General features: G+C 56.9%; 16 protein-coding genes. 12 read left to right on the top strand and 4 right to left on the bottom strand.

Going from position 1 to position 20,080, the window contains the following annotated elements:
* Positions 1-56: 56 nt before the first annotated feature.
* From iscR to sseB, 10 genes are all read left to right on the top strand, one after another.
* Positions 57-548, top strand: coding sequence for a Fe-S cluster assembly transcriptional regulator IscR (gene iscR / locus EoCCA6_RS05740; RefSeq protein ID WP_152081861.1), 492 nt, complete (start codon positions 57-59; stop codon positions 546-548).
* Between the two features lie 119 nt (positions 549-667).
* A complete protein-coding gene (gene iscS / locus EoCCA6_RS05735; RefSeq protein WP_003860663.1) occupies positions 668-1,882 on the top strand; it encodes a cysteine desulfurase in 1,215 nt (404 codons plus the stop codon).
* Between the two features lie 24 nt (positions 1,883-1,906).
* Positions 1,907-2,293 (top strand): Fe-S cluster assembly scaffold IscU, encoded by a 387-nt coding sequence (iscU, locus tag EoCCA6_RS05730; RefSeq protein WP_003860661.1) that lies wholly within the window; start codon positions 1,907-1,909, stop codon positions 2,291-2,293.
* A 13-nt stretch (positions 2,294-2,306) separates the two neighbouring features.
* Positions 2,307-2,630, top strand: coding sequence for an iron-sulfur cluster assembly protein IscA (iscA, locus tag EoCCA6_RS05725; protein ID WP_003860659.1), 324 nt, complete (start codon positions 2,307-2,309; stop codon positions 2,628-2,630).
* Between the two features lie 76 nt (positions 2,631-2,706).
* On the top strand, positions 2,707-3,222 hold the full coding sequence (gene hscB, locus EoCCA6_RS05720; protein WP_152081860.1) for a co-chaperone HscB: 516 nt from the start codon (positions 2,707-2,709) through the stop codon (positions 3,220-3,222).
* 14 nt (positions 3,223-3,236) lie between these two features.
* A complete protein-coding gene (hscA, locus tag EoCCA6_RS05715) occupies positions 3,237-5,087 on the top strand; it encodes a Fe-S protein assembly chaperone HscA (protein WP_152081859.1) in 1,851 nt (616 codons plus the stop codon).
* A gap of 1 nt (position 5,088) precedes the next feature.
* On the top strand, positions 5,089-5,424 hold the full coding sequence (gene fdx, locus EoCCA6_RS05710) for an ISC system 2Fe-2S type ferredoxin (protein WP_014071345.1): 336 nt from the start codon (positions 5,089-5,091) through the stop codon (positions 5,422-5,424).
* 1 nt (position 5,425) lies between these two features.
* On the top strand, positions 5,426-5,626 hold the full coding sequence (gene iscX / locus EoCCA6_RS05705; protein ID WP_152081858.1) for a Fe-S cluster assembly protein IscX: 201 nt from the start codon (positions 5,426-5,428) through the stop codon (positions 5,624-5,626).
* Between the two features lie 53 nt (positions 5,627-5,679).
* Complete coding sequence (gene pepB / locus EoCCA6_RS05700; protein ID WP_152081857.1) at positions 5,680-6,966, top strand: aminopeptidase PepB; 1,287 nt, start codon at positions 5,680-5,682, stop codon at positions 6,964-6,966.
* Positions 6,967-7,076: 110 nt separating this feature from the next.
* Positions 7,077-7,853, top strand: coding sequence for an enhanced serine sensitivity protein SseB (sseB, locus tag EoCCA6_RS05695; protein WP_152081856.1), 777 nt, complete (start codon positions 7,077-7,079; stop codon positions 7,851-7,853).
* 16 nt (positions 7,854-7,869) lie between these two features.
* Here the strand turns inward: sseB and EoCCA6_RS05690 are convergent, their stop codons facing one another.
* The 4 genes from EoCCA6_RS05690 to EoCCA6_RS05675 all read right to left on the bottom strand — a co-directional run bounded on the left by EoCCA6_RS05690 (position 7,870) and on the right by EoCCA6_RS05675 (position 12,499).
* Positions 7,870-8,640 carry a MurR/RpiR family transcriptional regulator gene (locus tag EoCCA6_RS05690; protein WP_152081855.1) on the bottom strand — a complete coding sequence of 257 codons (771 nt, stop codon included), beginning with the start codon at positions 8,638-8,640 and terminating at the stop codon, positions 7,870-7,872.
* The gene (gene sseA / locus EoCCA6_RS05685) at positions 8,640-9,485 is read right to left on the bottom strand and encodes a 3-mercaptopyruvate sulfurtransferase (protein ID WP_152081854.1); all 846 of its coding nucleotides are present in this window, start codon (positions 9,483-9,485) and stop codon (positions 8,640-8,642) included. The genes EoCCA6_RS05690 and sseA overlap by 1 nt, the downstream gene beginning before the upstream one ends.
* 89 nt (positions 9,486-9,574) lie before the next feature.
* Positions 9,575-10,942: a 6-phospho-alpha-glucosidase gene (locus EoCCA6_RS05680; protein WP_152081853.1), complete on the bottom strand. Its 1,368-nt coding sequence runs from the start codon at positions 10,940-10,942 to the stop codon at positions 9,575-9,577.
* Positions 10,943-10,954: 12 nt separating this feature from the next.
* Positions 10,955-12,499: a PTS transporter subunit EIIC gene (locus EoCCA6_RS05675; protein WP_152081852.1), complete on the bottom strand. Its 1,545-nt coding sequence runs from the start codon at positions 12,497-12,499 to the stop codon at positions 10,955-10,957.
* 286 nt (positions 12,500-12,785) lie between these two features.
* Between EoCCA6_RS05675 and EoCCA6_RS05670 the strand changes: the two genes are divergently transcribed.
* Both EoCCA6_RS05670 and pbpC read left to right on the top strand, forming a co-directional pair.
* A complete protein-coding gene (locus EoCCA6_RS05670; protein WP_152081851.1) occupies positions 12,786-17,738 on the top strand; it encodes an alpha-2-macroglobulin family protein in 4,953 nt (1,650 codons plus the stop codon).
* 1 nt (position 17,739) lies between these two features.
* The gene (pbpC, locus tag EoCCA6_RS05665) at positions 17,740-20,067 is read left to right on the top strand and encodes a peptidoglycan glycosyltransferase PbpC (protein ID WP_152081850.1); all 2,328 of its coding nucleotides are present in this window, start codon (positions 17,740-17,742) and stop codon (positions 20,065-20,067) included.
* Positions 20,068-20,080: the final 13 nt, after the last annotated feature.

The raw sequence follows: 20,080 nt of genomic DNA, 5'->3' as shown, positions 1-20,080 counted from the left end.
CCCCCATTTTACAATAAAAAACCCCGGGCAGGGGCGAGTTTGAGGTTAAGTAAGACATGAGACTGACATCTAAAGGGCGTTATGCCGTGACCGCGATGCTGGACGTTGCGCTCAACTCCGAAGCGGGCCCGGTTCCGTTGGCTGATATTTCTGAACGACAAGGGATCTCCCTCTCTTATCTGGAACAGCTGTTCTCCAGACTGCGTAAAAATGGACTGGTTTCCAGCGTTCGCGGCCCAGGCGGCGGTTACCTGCTGGGTAAAGACGCCAGCAATATTGCGGTTGGCGAAGTGATTAGCGCGGTTGACGAATCCGTTGACGCGACCCGTTGCCAGGGTAAAGGCGGCTGCCAGGGCGGCGACAAGTGCCTGACCCACGCGCTGTGGCGCGATCTGAGCGACCGTCTGACCGGCTTCCTGAACAACATCACCCTCGGTGAGCTGGTGAATAACCAGGAAGTGCTGGATGTGTCTGGTCGTCAGCACAGCCATGAATCACAACGCAGCACCCGCGCGCAAGACGCAATCGACGTTAAATTACGCGCGTAATAAAAAGATAAGTATTTCAGAATCAGGCCGGGGCGTTCACTCGCCCCGTGTACTCGGTCGTACATCCAGCCGGTTGCCTGATTCCTTGCATTGAAGCGATGTACGGAGTTTAAAGAGCAATGAAATTACCGATTTATCTCGATTACTCCGCAACCACGCCGGTGGACCCGCGTGTTGCCGAGAAAATGATGCAGTGTCTGACCCTGGACGGAAACTTTGGTAACCCAGCGTCTCGTTCACACCGTTTTGGCTGGCATGCTGAAGAGGCGGTTGATATCGCCCGTAATCAGATTGCTGACCTGGTCGGTGCCGACCCGCGTGAGATTGTTTTCACCTCCGGCGCGACCGAATCCGACAACCTGGCGATCAAAGGTGCAGCTAACTTTTATCAGAAAAAAGGCAAGCACATCATCACCAGCAAAACCGAACACAAAGCCGTGCTGGATACCTGCCGTCAGCTGGAGCGTGAAGGGTTCGAAGTGACTTACCTCGCGCCACAGAGCAACGGGATCATCGACCTCAAAGAGCTCGAAGCAGCGATGCGTGATGACACCATTCTGGTTTCCATCATGCACGTCAACAACGAAATCGGCGTCGTGCAGGACATCGCGACCATCGGCGAAATGTGCCGTGCGCGCGGTATCATTTACCACGTGGATGCGACCCAGAGCGTGGGCAAACTGCCCATCGACCTGAGCCAGCTGAAAGTGGATCTGATGTCCTTCTCCGGCCACAAAATCTATGGCCCGAAAGGGATCGGCGCACTGTACGTTCGTCGTAAGCCACGTATCCGCATCGAAGCACAGATGCACGGCGGCGGTCACGAGCGCGGCATGCGTTCTGGTACGCTGCCTGTTCACCAGATCGTGGGTATGGGCGAAGCGTACCGCATCGCGAAAGAAGAGATGGAAACCGAGATGGCGCGCCTGCGCACGCTGCGTAACCGTCTCTGGGACGGCGTGAAAGATATGGAAGAAGTGTATCTGAACGGCGATCTCGAGCAGGGCGCACCGAACATCCTCAACGTCAGCTTCAACTATGTTGAAGGCGAATCGCTGATCATGGCGCTGAAAGACCTGGCCGTTTCTTCCGGTTCTGCCTGTACGTCTGCAAGCCTTGAGCCATCCTACGTGCTGCGCGCGCTGGGCATGACTGACGAGCTGGCACACAGCTCTATCCGTTTCTCTTTAGGTCGTTTCACTACCGAAGAAGAGATTGACTACACCATCAAGCTGGTCCGTAACTCCATCGGCCGTCTGCGCGACCTTTCTCCACTGTGGGAAATGTTCAAGCAGGGCGTGGATCTGAACAGCATTGAATGGTCACATCACTAATCGGTACATAAGGAGAATTCAATCATGGCATACAGCGAAAAAGTTATCGATCATTACGAGAACCCGCGCAACGTTGGCTCTTTTGACAACAGCGATGAATCTGTCGGTAGCGGCATGGTCGGTGCACCGGCATGTGGCGACGTGATGAAGTTGCAGATTAAAGTCAACAATGAAGGTATCATTGAAGACGCGCGCTTCAAGACCTACGGCTGCGGTTCTGCTATCGCGTCCAGCTCCCTGGTCACCGAATGGGTGAAGGGCAAGTCTCTGGACGAAGCACAGGCAATCAAGAACACGGATATTGCTGAAGAACTCGAACTGCCGCCGGTGAAAATTCACTGCTCTATTCTGGCAGAAGACGCGATCAAAGCCGCCATTGCGGATTATAAAAGCAAACGTGAAGCAAAATAATTGAGGTTTGAGTATGTCGATTACCCTTAGCGACAGCGCTGCCGCGCGAGTAAGCTCTTTTCTGGCGAACCGTGGTAAAGGCTTTGGCCTGCGACTGGGCGTACGCACCTCCGGCTGTTCTGGTATGGCTTACGTACTGGAGTTTGTTGATGAACCGGCGTCCGACGACACCGTGTTTGAAGACAAGGGCGTGAAGGTGGTGGTCGATGGCAAAAGCCTGCAATTCCTCAACGGCACTCAGCTGGACTTCGTCAAAGAAGGCCTGAACGAAGGGTTCAAATTCACGAACCCGAACGTCAAAGACGAGTGTGGTTGCGGCGAAAGTTTCCACGTTTAACCACGCGTTATCCGAAACCCCACCGTGGCTTTGCTACGCGTGGGGTTTGTTCTGACAGGCTACCCCTGAGATTGTTATGGATTACTTCACTCTCTTCGGACTACCCGCTCAATACCCGATTGACCTCCAGTCGCTGACGATCCGTTTTCAGGATTTGCAACGTCAGTACCATCCGGACAAATTTGCCAGCGGCACACAGGCTGAACAACTGGCGGCGGTTTCGCAATCCGCGACCATCAACCAGGCCTGGCAGACGTTGCGCCATCCGCTGGCGCGTGCAGAATATCTGCTCTCGCTTCACGGCTTTGACCTGGCAAGCGAACAGCACACCGTCCGTGACACCGCGTTTCTGATGGAACAGCTGGAGCTGCGTGAAGAGCTGGATGAGATTGAACAGGCCAAAGACGAAGCGCGTCTGGAAGGCTTTATCAGGCGCGTGAAGGGTATGTTCGATACCCGCCATCAGCAGATGGTGGAGCAACTGAACAACGAGACCTGGGACGTGGCGGCAGACACTGTGCGCAAACTCCGTTTTCTCGATAAACTGCGAAGCAGTGCTGAACAACTCGAAGAAAAGCTGCTCGATTTTTAATTTCGGAAGCAATTATGGCCTTATTACAAATTAGTGAGCCTGGCTTAAGTGCCGCACCGCACCAGCGTCGTCTGGCGGTGGGTATTGATCTCGGCACCACCAATTCCCTCGTGGCGACCGTGCGTAGCGGCCAGGCGGAAACGCTGGCCGACGAGCAGGGCCGCCATCTGCTGCCTTCCGTGGTCCACTACACGCAGCAGGGCCACGCGGTCGGCTTTGATGCCCGCACCAACGCCGCGCGCGATCCGGCCAACACCATCAGCTCTGTTAAGCGCATGATGGGCCGCTCGCTGGCCGACATTCAGACCCGCTACCCGCATCTGCCGTATCAGCTCCAGGCCAGTGAAAACGGCCTGCCGATGATCGCAACGGCGGCTGGTCTGCTGAACCCGATTCGCGTTTCCGCTGACATCCTTAAAGCGCTGGCGGCGCGTGCGACGGCGACGCTCGGCGGCGATCTGGACGGCGTGGTGATCACCGTTCCGGCCTATTTTGACGATGCACAACGTCAGGGCACCAAAGATGCCGCGCGTCTGGCGGGCCTGCACGTGCTGCGCCTGCTGAACGAACCCACTGCTGCAGCGATTGCCTACGGCCTGGACTCCGGTCAGGAAGGGGTGATTGCGGTATACGATCTTGGCGGCGGCACCTTTGATATCTCGATCCTGCGCCTGAGCCGCGGGGTGTTTGAAGTGCTGGCGACCGGTGGAGATTCCGCGCTCGGCGGCGATGATTTCGACCATCTGCTGGCGGATTACATCCGCGAGCAGGCGGGGATTGCCGATCGCAGCGATGCGCGCGTACAGCGTGAACTGCTGGATGCGGCCATCGAGGCCAAAATCGCGTTGAGTGATGCCCAGTCTGTGACGGTAAACGTCGCAGGCTGGCAGGGTGATATCACCCGCGACCAGTTCAACGACTTGATTGCCTCCCTGGTAAAACGCACGCTGCTGGCCTGTCGTCGCGCATTAAAAGATGCGGGCGTCGAAGCTGACGAAGTGCTGGAAGTGGTCATGGTCGGCGGCTCAACGCGCGTACCGCTGGTGCGTGAACGTGTAGGTGAATTCTTTGGCCGCACGCCACTGACCTCCATTGACCCGGACAAAGTCGTTGCCGTGGGCGCGGCAATCCAGGCCGATATTCTGGTTGGCAACAAGCCGGACAGTGAAATGCTGCTGCTGGACGTTATTCCACTGTCTCTGGGGTTAGAAACCATGGGCGGCCTGGTGGAGAAAGTGATCCCACGTAACACCACCATTCCGGTGGCGCGTGCGCAGGAGTTCACCACCTTTAAAGACGGCCAGACGGCGATGTCCATCCATGTGATGCAGGGCGAACGCGAACTGGTGCAGGACTGCCGTTCTCTGGCGCGCTTTGCGCTGCGCGGTATTCCGGCACTGCCTGCGGGCGGGGCGCATATTCGCGTCACTTTCCAGGTGGATGCGGACGGCCTGTTGAGCGTCACGGCGATGGAAAAATCGACCGGCGTGGAATCGTCCATCCAGGTGAAGCCGTCCTACGGTCTGACCGATGGCGAAATCGCCTCCATGATTCAGGATTCAATGAGCTACGCCGAGCAGGATGTGAAGGCGCGTATGCTGGCGGAACAGAAAGTTGAAGCCGCACGCGTACTGGAGAGTCTGAACGGCGCGCTCGCTGCCGATGCCGCGCTGTTAAGCGCCGCTGAGCGCCAGGTGATTGACGACGCCGCCGCGCACTTAAGCGCAGTCGCAGAAGGCAATGACGCTGACGCGATAGAAGAAGCCATTAAAAACGTTGATAAACAAACCCAGGACTTTGCTGCTCGCCGCATGGACAAATCTGTCCGCGTCGCGCTGAAAGGCCAGTCCGTGGACGAGGTTTAATATGCCAAAGATTGTTATTTTGCCTCATGCGGACCTCTGTCCGGATGGCGCTGTTCTGGAAGCAAAGACCGGTGAAACCATTCTCGATGTTGCCCTGCGCAACGGTATCGAGGTGGAACATGCCTGTGAGAAATCCTGTGCCTGCACCACCTGCCACTGCGTGGTGCGTGAAGGTTTTGACTCTCTCGCGGAGAGCACCGAAGACGAAGACGACATGCTGGATAAAGCATGGGGTCTGGAGCCAGACAGCCGCTTAAGCTGCCAGGCGCTGGTGACCGATGAAGATCTGGTCGTGGAATTCCCACGCTACACCATCAACCACGCACGCGAGCACTAATATGGGACTGAAGTGGACAAACAGCCGTGAAATCGGCGAAGCGCTCTACGACGCGAACCCGGATCTCGATCCGAAGACCGTACGATTCACCGACATGCATCAGTGGATCTGCGATTTAGAGGATTTCGACGACGATCCAAACGCATCCAATGAAAAAATTCTGGAGGCGATTCTGTTAGTCTGGTTAGATGAAGCAGAGTAAATCACTTAACGGGCTGCCTTCAGGCGGCCCGTTTGCTAATAAGGATAAATAAAATGACCGAAGCGATGAAGATTACGCTCTCCACCCAGCCTGCTGACGCACGCTGGGGCGAAAAAGCCACGTACAGCATCAACAACGACGGTATTACCCTGCACCTGACGGGCAAAGATGATACCGGCCTGATTCAGCGCGCCGCACGCAAAATTGACGGTCTGGGCATTAAACATGTGTCTCTGGACGGCGAAGGCTGGGACACTGACCGTAGCTGGGCATTCTGGGCGGGTTACAAAGGACCAAAAGGCACCCGCAAAATTGAGTGGGCGAGCCTCGATGAAGCCGGTCAGAAAGAGCTGGAAAGCCGCCTGAAAATCATCGACTGGGTGCGCGACACCATCAACGCCCCGGCGGAAGAGTTAGGCCCGGAGCAGCTTGCGCAGCGTGCCGTTGACCTGCTGTGCGGCGTGGCGGGCGACAAGATGTCCTACCGCATCACCAAAGGTGAAGATCTGCGCGAGCAGAACTATATGGGCATCCACACCGTGGGCCGTGGTTCTGAGCGTCCTCCGGTGCTGCTGGCGCTGGATTACAACCCAACCGGCGATAAAGAAGCACCGGTCTTTGCCTGCCTGGTCGGGAAAGGCATTACCTTTGATACCGGCGGCTACAGTCTGAAGCAGAGCGCGTTCATGGACTCCATGAAGTCCGACATGGGCGGCGCGGCGACCGTTACCGGCGCGCTGGCGTTCGCTATCACTCGCGGTCTGAACAAGCGCGTGAAGCTCTACCTGTGCTGCGCGGACAACATGGTGAGCGGTAATGCCTTCAAGCTGGGCGACATCATCCGCTATCGCAACGGTAAAAACGTTGAGGTGATGAACACCGACGCCGAAGGCCGCCTGGTGCTGGCCGATGGCCTGATCGATGCCTCTGCGCAGAAGCCAGAGCTGATTATCGACATGGCGACCCTGACCGGTGCGGCGAAAACCGCCCTGGGCAACGACTACCACGCCCTGTTCAGCTTCGACGACAAGCTGGCCGCTCGCCTGCTGGCAAGCGCGGCTGCGGAAAACGAGCCGTTCTGGCGTCTGCCGCTGGCCGAGTTCCACCGTAGCCAGCTGCCGTCTAACTTCGCCGAACTGAACAACACCGCCAGCGCAGCGTACCCGGCGGGGGCAAGCACAGCGGCAGGCTTCCTGTCTCACTTCGTTGAAAATTATCACGAAGGCTGGCTGCACATTGACTGCTCCGCGACGTACCGTAAAGCGGCAGTTGAGCAGTGGTCAGCGGGCGCGACTGGCCTGGGCGTGCGTACCGTGGCGAACCTGCTGACGGCTGAGTAATCTTTTTGCCCTCACCCTAACCCTCTCCCAGGGGGAGAGGGGATGGTTTGCTCCCTCTCCCTTGAGGGAGAGGGCCGGGGTGAGGGGGAAATGCATCATCTGGAATTGTTATGTCTGAAACCAAAAACGAATTAGAAACCCTGCTGGAGCAGGCGGCGACTGAGCCCGCCCACCGTCCGGCGTTTTTCCGCACGCTGCTGGAATCCACCGTCTGGGTGCCGGGAACCGCTGCGGAAGGCGAACAGGTTGTGGAAGACAGCGCGCTGGATCTGCTGCACTGGGAGAAAGACGATGGCACCTCGGTGATCCCGTTCTTTACCTCTCTGGAAGCATTGCAGCAAGCAGTTGAAGATGAGCAGGCGTTTGTGGTGATGCCGGTGCGTACCCTGTTTGAAATGACGCTGGGCGAAACGCTGTTCCTCAATGCCAAACTGCCGACCGGAAAAGAGTTCACCCCGCGTGAAATCAGCCATCTGGTTGGCGAAGAGGGTAACCCGCTCAGCACGCAGGAAGTGCTGGAAGGGGGCGAAACGCTGCTGCTGTCTGAAGTGGCCGAACCGCCTGCGCAGATGATTGACTCGTTGACCACGCTGTTCAAAACCATCAAGCCGGTGAAACGCGCGTTCCTCTGCTCCATCAAAGAGAGCGCCGACGAGCAGCCAGTGCTGCTGATTGGTATTGAGGCTGACGGTGATATTGACGAGATCATTCAGGCAACGGGAAGCGTAGCTACCGACACGCTGCCGGGCGATGAACCGATTGATATTTGTGAGGTGAAAAAAGGCGAGAAAGGCATCAGCCACTTTATTACCGAGCACATCACGCCATTTTATGAGCGTCGCTGGGGCGGGTTCCTGCGCGATCTCAAGACCAACCGCATCATCTGATTACAGCGGGGTGGTTTCACCCCGTTGCTTCCAGCAGCAGTAAATCCATTAAAAGTACCAGGTTCGACTCAAACGACGTTACGCCTGCCGCTTCGGCGGCGTAGTGCACCGCTTCGTCATACAACGCGAAATGCAGATCCGCCATCCCCGCCAGCGTATTCGCAGAGGCGCGGGTAAAAGCGACGACCTTCATGCCGACATTTTTGGCGATCCGCGCTTTATCGAGCACCTGCTCCGTTTCACCGCTGCGGGAGACGGCAATAAATACCTGATAGCGTGCGGCGTTACTGAGGAAAATGTTCCGGCTGTCACCTGGCCCGGAGATAAATGCCGTTTTGCCCAGCACCTGCAATTTCTTGGTCAGGTACTCGGCGAAGAGATAAGAAAACCCCGCACCGTAGAGAAAGAAACTCTCTTTCTGGCGGAGCAGATCGGCAAACTGCTGACGCTTGTCTTGTGTCACCCACTGAAAAGTTTGCTGATAATTGGCGATAAACTGGCTGAACAGCGCGGGCAGTTCCGGGAGGGATTGCCCCTGGACGGCAATGTGTGGCGTGTCTGAAAGTAACTGCTTGCAGTGCCAGATAAACTCGCTAAAGCCGCTAAAACCCAGTTTCTGACATAAGCGCATGATGGTGGCGGTCGAGACAAATGTCACCTGCGCCAGTTCGCGCACCGTGATGTTGCCCACCAGTAGCGGATGCTCCGTGAGGTGGGCGAGCACACGATACTCTGCGCGGGTCAGTGACGTCCCGCGCGTTAGCAACGTTGTCAGGCGGTTATCCATTATTTTGCGGGTTCAACCGGCAGGTCGTCGCGCGCACCCCATTCACTCCATGCGCCGTCATACAGCGACACATCGTTTGCTCCCAGCGTTGCGAGAGCCAGAATGACCACGCACGCCGTCACGCCGGAGCCGCAGCTGGCAATAATCGGACGATGCAAATCAACGCCCTGACGGACAAATATAGCGCGCAGTTCGTCGGTGGTTTTCAGTTCGCCTTCAAACACCAGATCGCCCCACGGCACGTTCAGTGCGCCCGGAATGTGGCCGCGCTTCAGCCCCGGACGTGGTTCATCCGCTTCAGCATTAAAACGTGGGGCAGGGCGGGCATCGACGATTTGCGCCGTTTTTTCATGGCTGACCACCAGTACGTCAGTCAGGCGTTTTACCACGTTCGCGTCAAATGTCGCATCGAACTCCCCTTCTGGTAGCGTCACGTCACCCTGCTGGAGCGGCAGTTCATCGCGCTTCCAGCCTGCGAGACCGCCCGCCAGAATCGAGACTTTTTCGACGCCGAAGTTTTTCAGCATCCACCACGCGCGCGGTGCGGAAAAGAGGTTACCTTCGTCGTAGATAACCAGATGTTTGTCGCGATTCACGCCAAGTTCACGCATCGCCACGGAGAAGGCTTCCGGGCGTGGCAGCATGTGCGGCAGGGGAGAGGTGTGATCGGAAAGGGCTTCGATATCAAAAAATACCGCGCCGGGCAGATGCCCTGCACGGTATTCGGCGGGAATGTCGCGATGCTCCTGCCCCGGCGGAGCCATTCGCGCGTCAATAATCTGGACTTCCGGGTCGTCACCGTGCTCAATCAGCCAGTCGGCGGCGACAAAATATGAAGTGGACATGGTTGCCTCCATTCTTTTCTGTAAAAAAGGATTGTCGGTGTTTTTTCTGACACCGACAAGCAAACCACGTTCAACTCGCGAGCAAGCCCTTATTTTTTCACCGCTTCGCCGTTTTGCCAGGCTTTTTGCAGCGCAGGCCAGTATTCCCGGTTGGCCTCGATCATCTCATCCAGAATCGCTTTTGCGTGCTCCATGGTCGGCACGGTACGGTTCAGGGTGAATGCCTGCAACGCTTTCTCATAGCTGCCTTCGATGGTCGCCTCTACCAGCAGTTGTTCGGAAGCGAGCTGCTGTTGCAGCAGTGTCTGATGGAACAGCGGCACCTGGCCCACGCGGATGGGTTCCGGCCCTTCGGAAGTGATATAGGCTGGCACTTCCACCACCGCATCGTATGGCAGGTTGGTAATTGCGCCGCGGTTTTCCACCATCACCAGATGGCGGCTCCGCAGGTTAAAGGCCAGCGAACGGGCGACATCGACAATAAACTCACCGTGTACACCCACGTGGAAGGCATCCGGCAAAATCCCGGTACGCTTGTACTCTTCGGCTGCAGCAAACAGTTTTTTCTCACGCCCGTTCATCACTTCGTTGGCACGGGTATAGTCCGGGTTCTGGTGCTCCACAATCTGGTTTGGCATCAGGTAATACTGCAGATACGGGTTCGGCAGATATTCCGGGAAGTTGTCCATGACGGGCTTTATGTTGCGCCAGGTTTTCACCCACGATGGATCGGAGTGCTGCGGGTCAGTTTTCGCCGCATCTTCCGTTAGCAGACCAAACTTCGCGATATGGCGGCGCAGTTCCGGCAGTTTATCTTCGCCGTCCACCAGCACACGGGTAAACCAGCCGAAGTGGTTCAGACCAAAATAGTCCACCTCCAGCTTGTGGCGATCCACGCCCAGAATCGCCCCCATATTGCGCATCGCGGCCACCGGCATATCGCAGATGTTTAGCACACGGGCATTCGGGCGCAGGCGGCGCACGCCTTCCGCGACGATCGCCGCCGGGTTAGAGTAGTTAACGATCCAGGCTTTTTCATGCGCGTAGCGATCCACCCGATCGATAAGTTCCACCATCGGCAGGATCGTCCGCAGACCATACGCCAGCCCGCCGGGTCCGCAGGTTTCCTGGCCGACCACGCCGTGACGCAGCGGGATCTTCTCATCCTGCTCACGCATTTTGTACTGGCCGACGCGCATTTGCGCGAAAACAAAGTGCGCGCCGCTGAAGGCCACCTCCGGGTCGCTTGTCACGGTGAATTTAATGCTCTGGCTGTGGTCGCGAATGACTCTCTCAACCACCGGCGCAATGGTGTTCTGGCGCGCTTCGTCAATATCATACAGGCGAATTTCAGCGAGCGGAAAATCCTGCAGACGCACCATCAGGCTTTTCACAATACCTGGCGTGTAGGTGCTGCCGCCGCCGGCAATAGAGAGAATAAACGGGGGTGTAAACATCTTTAGCTCCTTTCAGAGAAACGTCTCAACGGCTTCTCGCATTTTTTTGACATGCAGCCCGTAGACCACCTGAACGTTGTTACCTTGTTTGATAATCCCCTTCGCGCCGGTCGCCCTGAGGCGTGGCTCGTCGATGATGGCGATGTCCTTCACCGTGACGCGTAAGCGGGTGTAGCAGTTATCCACCACTTCAATATTTTCCCGGCCGCCCAGACCCACCACGATGGACTCGCCCAGCCCGTCGTTATTGCCTTTCGCCTGGTACTCCTGCTTGCTGTAGAGGCGCGTCTCCTGATCTTCATCCTCACGTCCTGGCGTTTTCATGTTGAAGTGCAGGATCAGGAAGCGGAACACCACGAAGTAGAGGGCGAACATGATCAGCCCGACCACGATGTACATCGGCCAGTTGGACTTCTCCGTGCCGAGCGGCAGGTTGTAAAGAATGAAATCAATAATCCCGTTCGCGCCGATAGCGTGAACGCCGAGCAGAGAAAAGAGCATCATGCCGATGCCGGTCAGCACCGCATGCACCACGAACAGCAACGGCGCAACGAACAGGAAGGAGAACTCAATCGGCTCGGTCACGCCCACCAGCAGGGAGGTGAGCGCCGCCGGGATCAGAATCGCTTTCGCAATAGCTTTACGCTCCGGCTTTGCGGTCATGTACATTGCCAGTGCGGCGGCGGGCAGGCCAAACATTTTGCTGATGCCGCGTGCATCCCACACTACGGTGCTGCTGAGCTGCTTCACCTCCGGGCAGGCCATCTCGGCGAAGTAGATATTGCGTGCGCCCTGATAGGTTGCGCCGCACACCTCCTGCGTGCCGCCCAGTTCGGTATAGAGGAACGGTGTATAGACCAGATGGTGCAGGCCGGTCGGCACCAGAATACGTTCAAGGAAACCGTAGATGGCTACGCCGAACGGGCCAGAGCCTTTGATGGCGAGCGCCATCGCGCTAATACCGTGCTGGGCAAATGGCCAAAGTTCGCTCATCAGCACGCCGAGCAGCATGGAGACGGGCAGCATCACGATGGCGACAAAGCAGTGGCCGGAGTAAATCGCCATTGCGCCGTTAAACTGTACGCCGGAGTATTTGTTATACAGGTATCCAGAAAGCGCTCCGGTCAAAATGCCAGCAAAGACACCCATCTCCAGCACCTGAACGCCCAACACCATACTTTGCCCGGCGGCTTTCATCTGATCTGCGGGTGCCAGTGCACCCTGTAACTGCAGCGTGACGTTCATGGCATTGATAAACACCACAAAAGTGACCAGGCCAATCAACGCCGCGTAGCCTTTATCGCGTGCGGCCAGGCCAATAGGAATGCCAACGGCAAACACCAGCGCAAGGTTAACCAGCACCGACACGGCAGATTTGGCGATCAGCTGGCCAATATGCTGAATCAGCGGATGCCCCAAAAACGGCAGATATTCAGCCAGGTTGCCGTTACCCAGCACATTACCAAAGGCGATAAACAGACCGACAATGGGTAAGATAAGTACAGGACCGTAAAGTGATTTTCCGAAATTTTGTAAGGCGTTCACGGCTCGTTTCATGGCTTTCTCTCTTTTTGAACCGCGCACTCTGCGTGCGTCTTAGGCTTAAAACTAGCAGGCAATGAGCCTGTGCATCCATCTATCTTGTTGTTTTAAAAACAAATGACCTGAAAAGTAACATGTAACGTTTAAGGGTGTGATCGGCGTAACAGGGCCGGTGTTCTCCGCGCGCGCAAGTTGCGAGAAGCATTCCAGATTCTAAAATTGGACTTTTTGTATTAATGAAACTTGCGGATAATACTTATCCGGATGACGACCAACAGGCTCCACGGGCCAGGGACAAAGGATGAAACCGTTTCGCTTAGCCGCGATTGCTCTCGCGCTACTTACCACGTTCACGCTTGTCGGCTGTGATAACAGCGATGAAAAACCTCAGGCAGCGGCTCCCGCAGCATCTACCGCCACGACGCCAAAAGCACCGGAAAAACCAGACGCAGAAAAGCTGGCAAAACTGGCCGCACAGAGTCAGGGGAAAGAGCTGACCCTGCTGGATGCCTCCGAAGTCCAGCTTGACGGTGCCGCCACGCTGGTGCTGACCTTCTCTGTTCCATTGAATCCCGATCAGGATTTCGCCAAAACGGTGCATGTGGTTGATAAAAAAAGCGGCAAAGTGGACGGGGCGTGGGAACTTGCACCAAACCTGAAAGAGCTGCGCCTGCGCCACCTGGAGCCAAACCGTAATCTGGTCGTTACCGTTGAACGTAATCTGCAGGCGCTGAACAAAGCGACTTTTGGTATTGATTACGAAAAAGCCCTGACCACAAGAGATGTTGAACCGACCGTGGGTTTCGCCAGCCGTGGCTCGCTGCTGCCGGGTAAAGTCGTTGAAGGTCTGCCGGTGATGGCGCTTAACGTCAATAATGTGGATGTGAACTTCTACCGCGTGAAGCCGGAGTCACTGGCCTCGTTTGTCAGCCAGTGGGAATACCGTAACTCCCTGACCAACTGGGAGTCTGACAATCTGCTGAAGATGGCTGAGCTGGTTTATACCGGTCGTTTTGACCTTAACCCGGCGCGCAACACGCGTGAAAAACTGCTGCTGCCGCTGCGGGATATTAAGCCGCTTCAGCAGTCTGGCGTCTACATTGCGGTGATGAACCAGGCCGGGCACTACAACTACAGCAATGCCGCCACGCTCTTTACCTTAAGTGATATTGGGTTGTCCGCTCACCGTTATCATAATCGTCTGGACATCTTCACCCAGAGCCTGGAAAACGGCGCGGCACAATCTGGTGTGACCGTTACGCTGCTGAACGATAAAGGGCAGACCCTTGCTGAGGCAAACAGCGATGCGGACGGTCATGCAAAACTCGAAACTGATAAAGAGGCGGCGTTGGTTCTGGCGAGCAAGGACGGCCAGACCACGCTGCTCGACCTCAAACTCCCGGCGCTTGACCTGGCGGAGTTTGATATTGCGGGTGCGCCAGGATACAGCAAACAGTTCTTTATGTTTGGCCCGCGCGATCTCTATCGTCCGGGTGAAACGGTGATCCTCAATGGCTTACTGCGCGACAGCGACGGTAAGCCGTTGCCTGCGCAGCCGATAAAACTTGATGTGCTGCGTCCGGACGGGCAGGTGGCACGCACCACCGTTATCCAGCCGGAAAACGGTCTTTATCGCTTTAACTATCCGCTCGACAGCGGGGCGCAGACCGGCATGTGGCATATCCGCGCCAATACGGGCGATAACCTGCAGCGTCTGTGGGACTTCCATGTTGAAGATTTTATGCCGGAGCGGATGGCACTGAACCTGACGGGACAAAAAGCGCCAGTTTCACCGCAGGATGATGTGGACTTTAACGTGGTGGGATATTACCTGTATGGTGCACCCGCTAACGGTAATACGCTGCAAGGCCAGCTTTTCCTGCGGCCGTTACGTGAGGCCGTCGCTGCGTTGCCGGGCTTCCAGTTTGGTGATATCGCCGAGGAGAACCTGAGCCGCAGCCTGGACGAGGTTCAGCTTACGCTGGATGATCAGGGCCGCGGCCAGGTCACAACCGAAAGTCAGTGGAAAGAGGTGCACTCCCCGCTGCAACTGATCCTGCAGGCCAGCCTGCTTGAGTCGGGCGGTCGTCCGGTGACGCGTCGCGCTGAGCAGGCTATCTGGCCCGCAACGACATTGCCAGGCATCCGCCCGCAGTTCGCCAGCAAGGCGGTTTACGACTATCGCACTGATACCACCATCAACCAGCCTATCGTTGATGAAAACGGCAATGCCAGCTTTGACATCGTTTATGCCGATGCCAGTGGGTCTAAAAAAGCCGTTTCCGGGCTACAGGTACGTCTGATCCGCGAGCGTCGTGACTACTACTGGAACTGGTCAGAGAGCGATGGCTGGCAGTCTCAGTTTGATCAAAAAGATCTGGTTGAAGGCGAGCAGGAACTGACCCTCAAGGCCGATGAAACGGGAAAAGTCACCTTCCCGGTGGAGTGGGGCTCTTATCGCCTGGAAGTCAAAGCACCTGACGAAATGGTGAGCAGTGTGCGCTTCTGGGCTGGCTACAGTTGGCAGGATAACAGCGACGGCACGGGCGCGGCGCGTCCTGACCGCGTGACCCTGAAACTGGATAAACCGTCCTACCAGCCAGGCGACACCCTCAAACTGCATATCGCCGCTCCGGCTGCGGGTAAAGGCTACGCGATGATCGAATCCAGCGAGGGGCCGCTGTGGTGGAAAGAGATCGACGTACCGGCAAACGGCCTTGATCTGGATATTCCGGTCGATAAAACCTGGAAACGTCACGACCTCTACCTCAGCACACTGGTGGTGCGTCCTGGCGATAAATCCAAATCCGCTACGCCGAAACGTGCGGTTGGTCTGCTGCATCTGCCGATGGGCGACGAGAATCGCCGCCTGAACATCGCGCTGGAAAACCCGCAGAAGATACGTCCAAACCAGACGCTGTCCGTGAAGGTAAAAGCCAGTGTGAAAGAGGGGGCCGTACCTCAAAAAGTGAATGTGCTCGTTTCAGCGGTAGACAGCGGTGTACTGAATATTACTGATTACGTCACGCCAGATCCGTGGCAGGCGTTCTTCGGCCAGAAGCGCTACGGCGCGGATATCTACGATATCTACGGCCAGGTGATTGAAGGGCAGGGACGTATGGCTGCCCTGCGATTCGGTGGTGACGGTGACGAGCTGAAGCGCGGCGGTAAACCGCTGGTGAACCACGTCACGATCATCGCCCAGCAGGCGCAACCGGTAGCGCTGGATGCCAATGGTGAAGGCACCATTACGCTGCCGATTGGTGATTTCAATGGTGAGCTGCGTCTGATGGCGCAGGCATGGACGGAAGACGATTTCGGCAGCAGTGAGAGCAAGGTGATTGTGGCCGCACCGGTTATCACCGAACTTAACACGCCGCGCTTCCTGGCAAGTGGCGATACTTCACGGCTGACGCTTGATCTGACCAACCTGACCGACCAGCCGCAAACGCTGAACATTGCATTAACGGCGTCCGGTAAGCTGGCACTTGAAGGGGCGCAGCCCCAGCCGGTACAGCTCCCGCCTGGCGCGCGCAGTACGATGTTTATTCCTGTACGTGCGCTGGATGGTTATGGCGACGGGGAACTTACCGCTCAGGTGACGGGCCTTCAACTGCCTGGTGAGACGTTTACACCGCAGCAGAAGAGCTGGAAAATTGGTGTGCGTCCGGCCTTCCCGGCGCAGACGGTGAATACTGGTGCCATGCTGAACCCAGGCGAGTCCTGGATCGCACCAGCACAGCATATCAACGGTTTCTCTTCGGCAACGTTGCAGGGGCAACTGTTGCTCAGCGGCAAACCGCCTCTCAATCTGGCGCGTTATATTCGCGAACTGCAGGCCTATCCTTACGGATGTCTGGAGCAAACCACCAGCGGTCTGTTCCCGTCGCTCTATACCAACGCGGCGCAGCTGGCAGCGCTTGGCATCAAAGGTGATACGGACGATAAACGTCGTGCGGCTATTGATCTCGGTATCTCCCGCCTGCTGCAAATGCAGCGTGACGACGGCGGTTTCGCGCTGTGGGATAAAAACGGCCCGGAAGAATACTGGCTGACAGCCTATGTAACAGATTTCCTCGTTCGAGCAGGAGAGCAAGGCTATAGCGTCCCCACTGATGCGGTAAACAACGCTAACAACCGACTGCTGCGCTATCTGCAGGACCCAGGCATGATGTCCATCCGCTATAGCGACGACACGCAGGCTAGTAAGTTTGCCGTGCAGGCTTATGCTGCGCTGGTGCTGGCGCGTCAGCAAAAAGCACCGCTTGGTGCATTGCGTGAGATCTGGGAGCGCCACGCGCAGGCCGCTTCCGGTCTGCCGCTGATGCAACTGGGTATGGCGCTCAAATTGATGGGTGACGCACCACGCAGCCAGCAAGCGCTGGATCTGGCTCTCAAGACGCCGCGTAACGACAGCAGAAACTGGATGGCGGATTACGGCAGTCAGCTTCGCGACAACGCACTGATGCTTTCCCTTCTGGAAGAGTACAAGCTACTGCCGGATGCGCAGAACACACTGCTAAACGCCTTGTCTGAAGAGGCGTTTAGCCAGCGCTGGCTATCCACGCAGGAGAGCAATGCGCTATTCCTGGCCGGACGTTCGCTGCAAACCCTCTCAGGGGCATGGCAGGCCACAACCTCACTTTCTGATACCACCTTAAGCGGCGATAAGCCGCAGCTACAAAACCTGAACGGCGACCAGCTTGGCGCGCTGCAGGTCACCAACACTGGTGTCGCGCCGCTGTGGGTGCGCCTGGACAGCACCGGTTATCCGGAATATGCACCTCAGCCGTCTTCTAATGTCTTGCAGGTTGAACGTCATATTCTGGCGACAGACGGCAGCACGAAATCCCTCTCTTCTCTCAAGAGCGGCGAACTGGTGCTGGTGTGGCTTGAGGTCAAAGCCAGCCAGAATGTGCCGGATGCGCTGGTGGTTGACCTGCTTCCGGCAGGGCTGGAGCTGGAAAATCAGAACCTGGCGAACAGCAGCGCCAGCCTGCAGGACAGCGGCAGCGAAGTGCAGAACCTGCTCAGCCAGATGCAGCAGGCGGATATTCAGCATATGGAATTCCGTGACGATCGCTTTGTGGCGGCAGTACCAGTCAATGAAGGTCAGCCGGTCACGCTGGTCTATCTGGCTCGTGCCGTAACGCCGGGTACCTACCAGGTGCCGGTTCCGATGGTCGAGTCCATGTATGTTCCGCAGTGGCGGGCAACGGGGGCGGCCAGTGGTCCGCTGATTGTTGTTCCTTAATATGCTTATGGCTCGTCTGATACGCTCCCGCTGGCTGTGGCTGGCGGGAGCGCTTCTCGTTTTATGGGGGCTGATAATTGCTGCTGACCGCCTGTGGCCGTTGCCCCTGAAAGAGGTCAATCCTGCGCGGGTGGTTGTGGATGAGCACGGTACGCCGCTCTGGCGCTTTGCCGACAGCGAAGGCATCTGGCGCTATCCGGTTACCATTGAAGAGGTTTCCCCGCGTTATCTTGATGCCCTGATCCAGTATGAAGATCGCTGGTTCTGGGATCACCCCGGTGTAAACCCTTTCTCCGTACTGCGTGCCGCCTGGCAGGATCTCCGTTCCGGGAAGGTCGTTTCCGGAGGAAGCACGCTCACTATGCAGGTTGCACGTCTTCTTGATCCTCATCCGCGCACTTTTGGCGGCAAAATTCGTCAGCTCTGGCGTGCTATTCAGCTGGAGTGGCACCTCTCTAAACGAGACATTCTCACGCTTTATCTCAACCGGGCCCCTTTTGGCGGCACGCTGCAGGGGGTGGGCGCGGCAAGCTGGACCTATCTGGGAAAACCGCCGTCACAACTGAGTTATTCCGAAGCAGCACTGCTGGCCGTGTTGCCGCAGGCACCAAGCCGCTTACGTCCTGACCGCTGGCCGGAACGCGCGGAAGCGGCACGTAATAAAGTTCTTGAGCGAATGGTGACCCAGGGCGTCTGGTCGGCAGAACAGGTTAAAGAATCCCGCGAGGAGCCCGTATGGCTGGCTCCACGGCAAATGCCACAGCTGGCACCACTCTTTTCACGCATGATGCTCGGTAAAAGTCGCGATACAAAAATTGTGACTACCCTTAATGCATCCCTGCAACGGCAGCTTGAAGAGCTGGCGATGAACTGGAAATCGCGTCTGCCTGCGCGCAGTTCGTTAGCGATGATCGTCGTGGATCATACGGATATGAAAGTACGCGGCTGGGTTGGATCGGTGGATATCAATGATGACACGCGCTTCAGCCATGTGGATATGGTCAACGCCATTCGATCGCCGGGATCGGTACTAAAACCCTTTATTTATGGCATGGCCCTGGATGATGGCCTCATTCATCCTGCCTCATTGCTCCAGGATGTGCCGCGAAAAACAGGGGATTATCGCCCCGGTAATTTCGACAGTGGCTTTCACGGGCCGGTGAGCATGAGCGAAGCGCTGGTGCGTTCCCTCAACCTGCCTGCTGTTCAGGTGCTGGAAGCGTTCGGTCCAAAACGCTTTGCAGGGATGCTGAACAATGCAGGTTTACCCCTTATTTTGCCTGCGGGTGCGCAGCCTAATTTGTCCTTAATTCTGGGGGGCGCTGGTGCGCGACTGGCTGACATTACCGCCGCGTACAGCGCTTTTGCCCGACACGGTAAAGCCGGGCGATTACGTTTACAGCCTGGCGATCCGCTGATCGAGCGCCCTTTATTATCGCAAGGCTCTGCGTGGATTATTCGCCGTATTCTGGCTAATGAAGCGCAACCCTTGCCGGATAACGCCCTGCCGCAGGTCGCGCCGCTGGCGTGGAAAACCGGCACCAGCTACGGCTACCGCGACGCGTGGGCCATCGGGATCAACGCTCGTTACGTCATTGGCATCTGGACCGGGCGACCGGATGGTACGCCGGTGGCGGGGCAGTTTGGTTTTGCGAGCGCTGTGCCTCTGCTGAATCAGGTGAATAATATGCTTCAGTCTCGCTCAACGATTGATGAGGCGCGATTGCCACGCGATCCCCGTCCTTCAGGCGTGGGACGGGGCGTAATCTGCTGGCCTGGTGGTCAGTCGCAGCCGGAAGGGAGTGAAAACTGTCGACGCCGCCTCTCAACATGGCTGCTGGAGGGAAGTGAACCGCCGACGCTACTGCTGCCAGAGCAGGAAGGCATCCGCGGGATTCGTTTCCCGATCTGGGTGGATAAAACAGGTAAACGCGTTGCGGCAGACTGCCCGGATGCAACAGAGAAGATAGTCGATGTGTGGCCACTGCCGCTGGAGCCCTGGCTGCCCGCTGCTGAAAAAAGGGCGGCACGTCTGCCAGCCTCCTCAACCCATTGCCCGCCGCTGGACAATAACAACGTGCCGCCGCTAATACTTTCGGGTATCAGAGAGGGGGCGGTGATTAAACGTCTCCCTGGCGAGGGAAATATGACCCTTTCGGTTTCGACCAGCGGTGGAGAAGGGCAGCGATGGTGGTTTTTAAATGGAGAACCCTTAGAGAATCGAAACAGGAATTATTCTCTTCAATTGTCTTTGCCAGGCAAATATCAATTACTCGTCATGGATGAAACGGGCCAAATTGCAACGGTAACCTTTGAATTAGATCGTTGAGGATACTCCTGAA

The sequence above is a fragment of the Enterobacter oligotrophicus genome (assembly GCF_009176645.1).
Taxonomy (GTDB): Bacteria; Pseudomonadota; Gammaproteobacteria; order Enterobacterales; family Enterobacteriaceae; genus Enterobacter; species Enterobacter oligotrophicus.
This window is presented reverse-complemented; position numbering and strand designations above follow the sequence as displayed.

Coding starts and splice junctions, on each gene's coding strand:
- EoCCA6_RS05680 (WP_152081853.1), bottom strand. CDS start 10,942: ATGTTTACACCCCCGTTTATTCTCTCTATTGCCGGCGGCGGCAGCACC.
- pbpC (WP_152081850.1), top strand. CDS start 17,740: ATGCTTATGGCTCGTCTGATACGCTCCCGCTGGCTGTGGCTGGCGGGA.
- EoCCA6_RS05670 (WP_152081851.1), top strand. CDS start 12,786: ATGAAACCGTTTCGCTTAGCCGCGATTGCTCTCGCGCTACTTACCACG.
- iscU (WP_003860661.1), top strand. CDS start 1,907: ATGGCATACAGCGAAAAAGTTATCGATCATTACGAGAACCCGCGCAAC.
- hscA (WP_152081859.1), top strand. CDS start 3,237: ATGGCCTTATTACAAATTAGTGAGCCTGGCTTAAGTGCCGCACCGCAC.
- iscX (WP_152081858.1), top strand. CDS start 5,426: ATGGGACTGAAGTGGACAAACAGCCGTGAAATCGGCGAAGCGCTCTAC.
- iscS (WP_003860663.1), top strand. CDS start 668: ATGAAATTACCGATTTATCTCGATTACTCCGCAACCACGCCGGTGGAC.
- iscR (WP_152081861.1), top strand. CDS start 57: ATGAGACTGACATCTAAAGGGCGTTATGCCGTGACCGCGATGCTGGAC.
- iscA (WP_003860659.1), top strand. CDS start 2,307: ATGTCGATTACCCTTAGCGACAGCGCTGCCGCGCGAGTAAGCTCTTTT.
- hscB (WP_152081860.1), top strand. CDS start 2,707: ATGGATTACTTCACTCTCTTCGGACTACCCGCTCAATACCCGATTGAC.
- fdx (WP_014071345.1), top strand. CDS start 5,089: ATGCCAAAGATTGTTATTTTGCCTCATGCGGACCTCTGTCCGGATGGC.
- EoCCA6_RS05690 (WP_152081855.1), bottom strand. CDS start 8,640: ATGGATAACCGCCTGACAACGTTGCTAACGCGCGGGACGTCACTGACC.
- EoCCA6_RS05675 (WP_152081852.1), bottom strand. CDS start 12,499: ATGAAACGAGCCGTGAACGCCTTACAAAATTTCGGAAAATCACTTTAC.
- pepB (WP_152081857.1), top strand. CDS start 5,680: ATGACCGAAGCGATGAAGATTACGCTCTCCACCCAGCCTGCTGACGCA.
- sseB (WP_152081856.1), top strand. CDS start 7,077: ATGTCTGAAACCAAAAACGAATTAGAAACCCTGCTGGAGCAGGCGGCG.
- sseA (WP_152081854.1), bottom strand. CDS start 9,485: ATGTCCACTTCATATTTTGTCGCCGCCGACTGGCTGATTGAGCACGGT.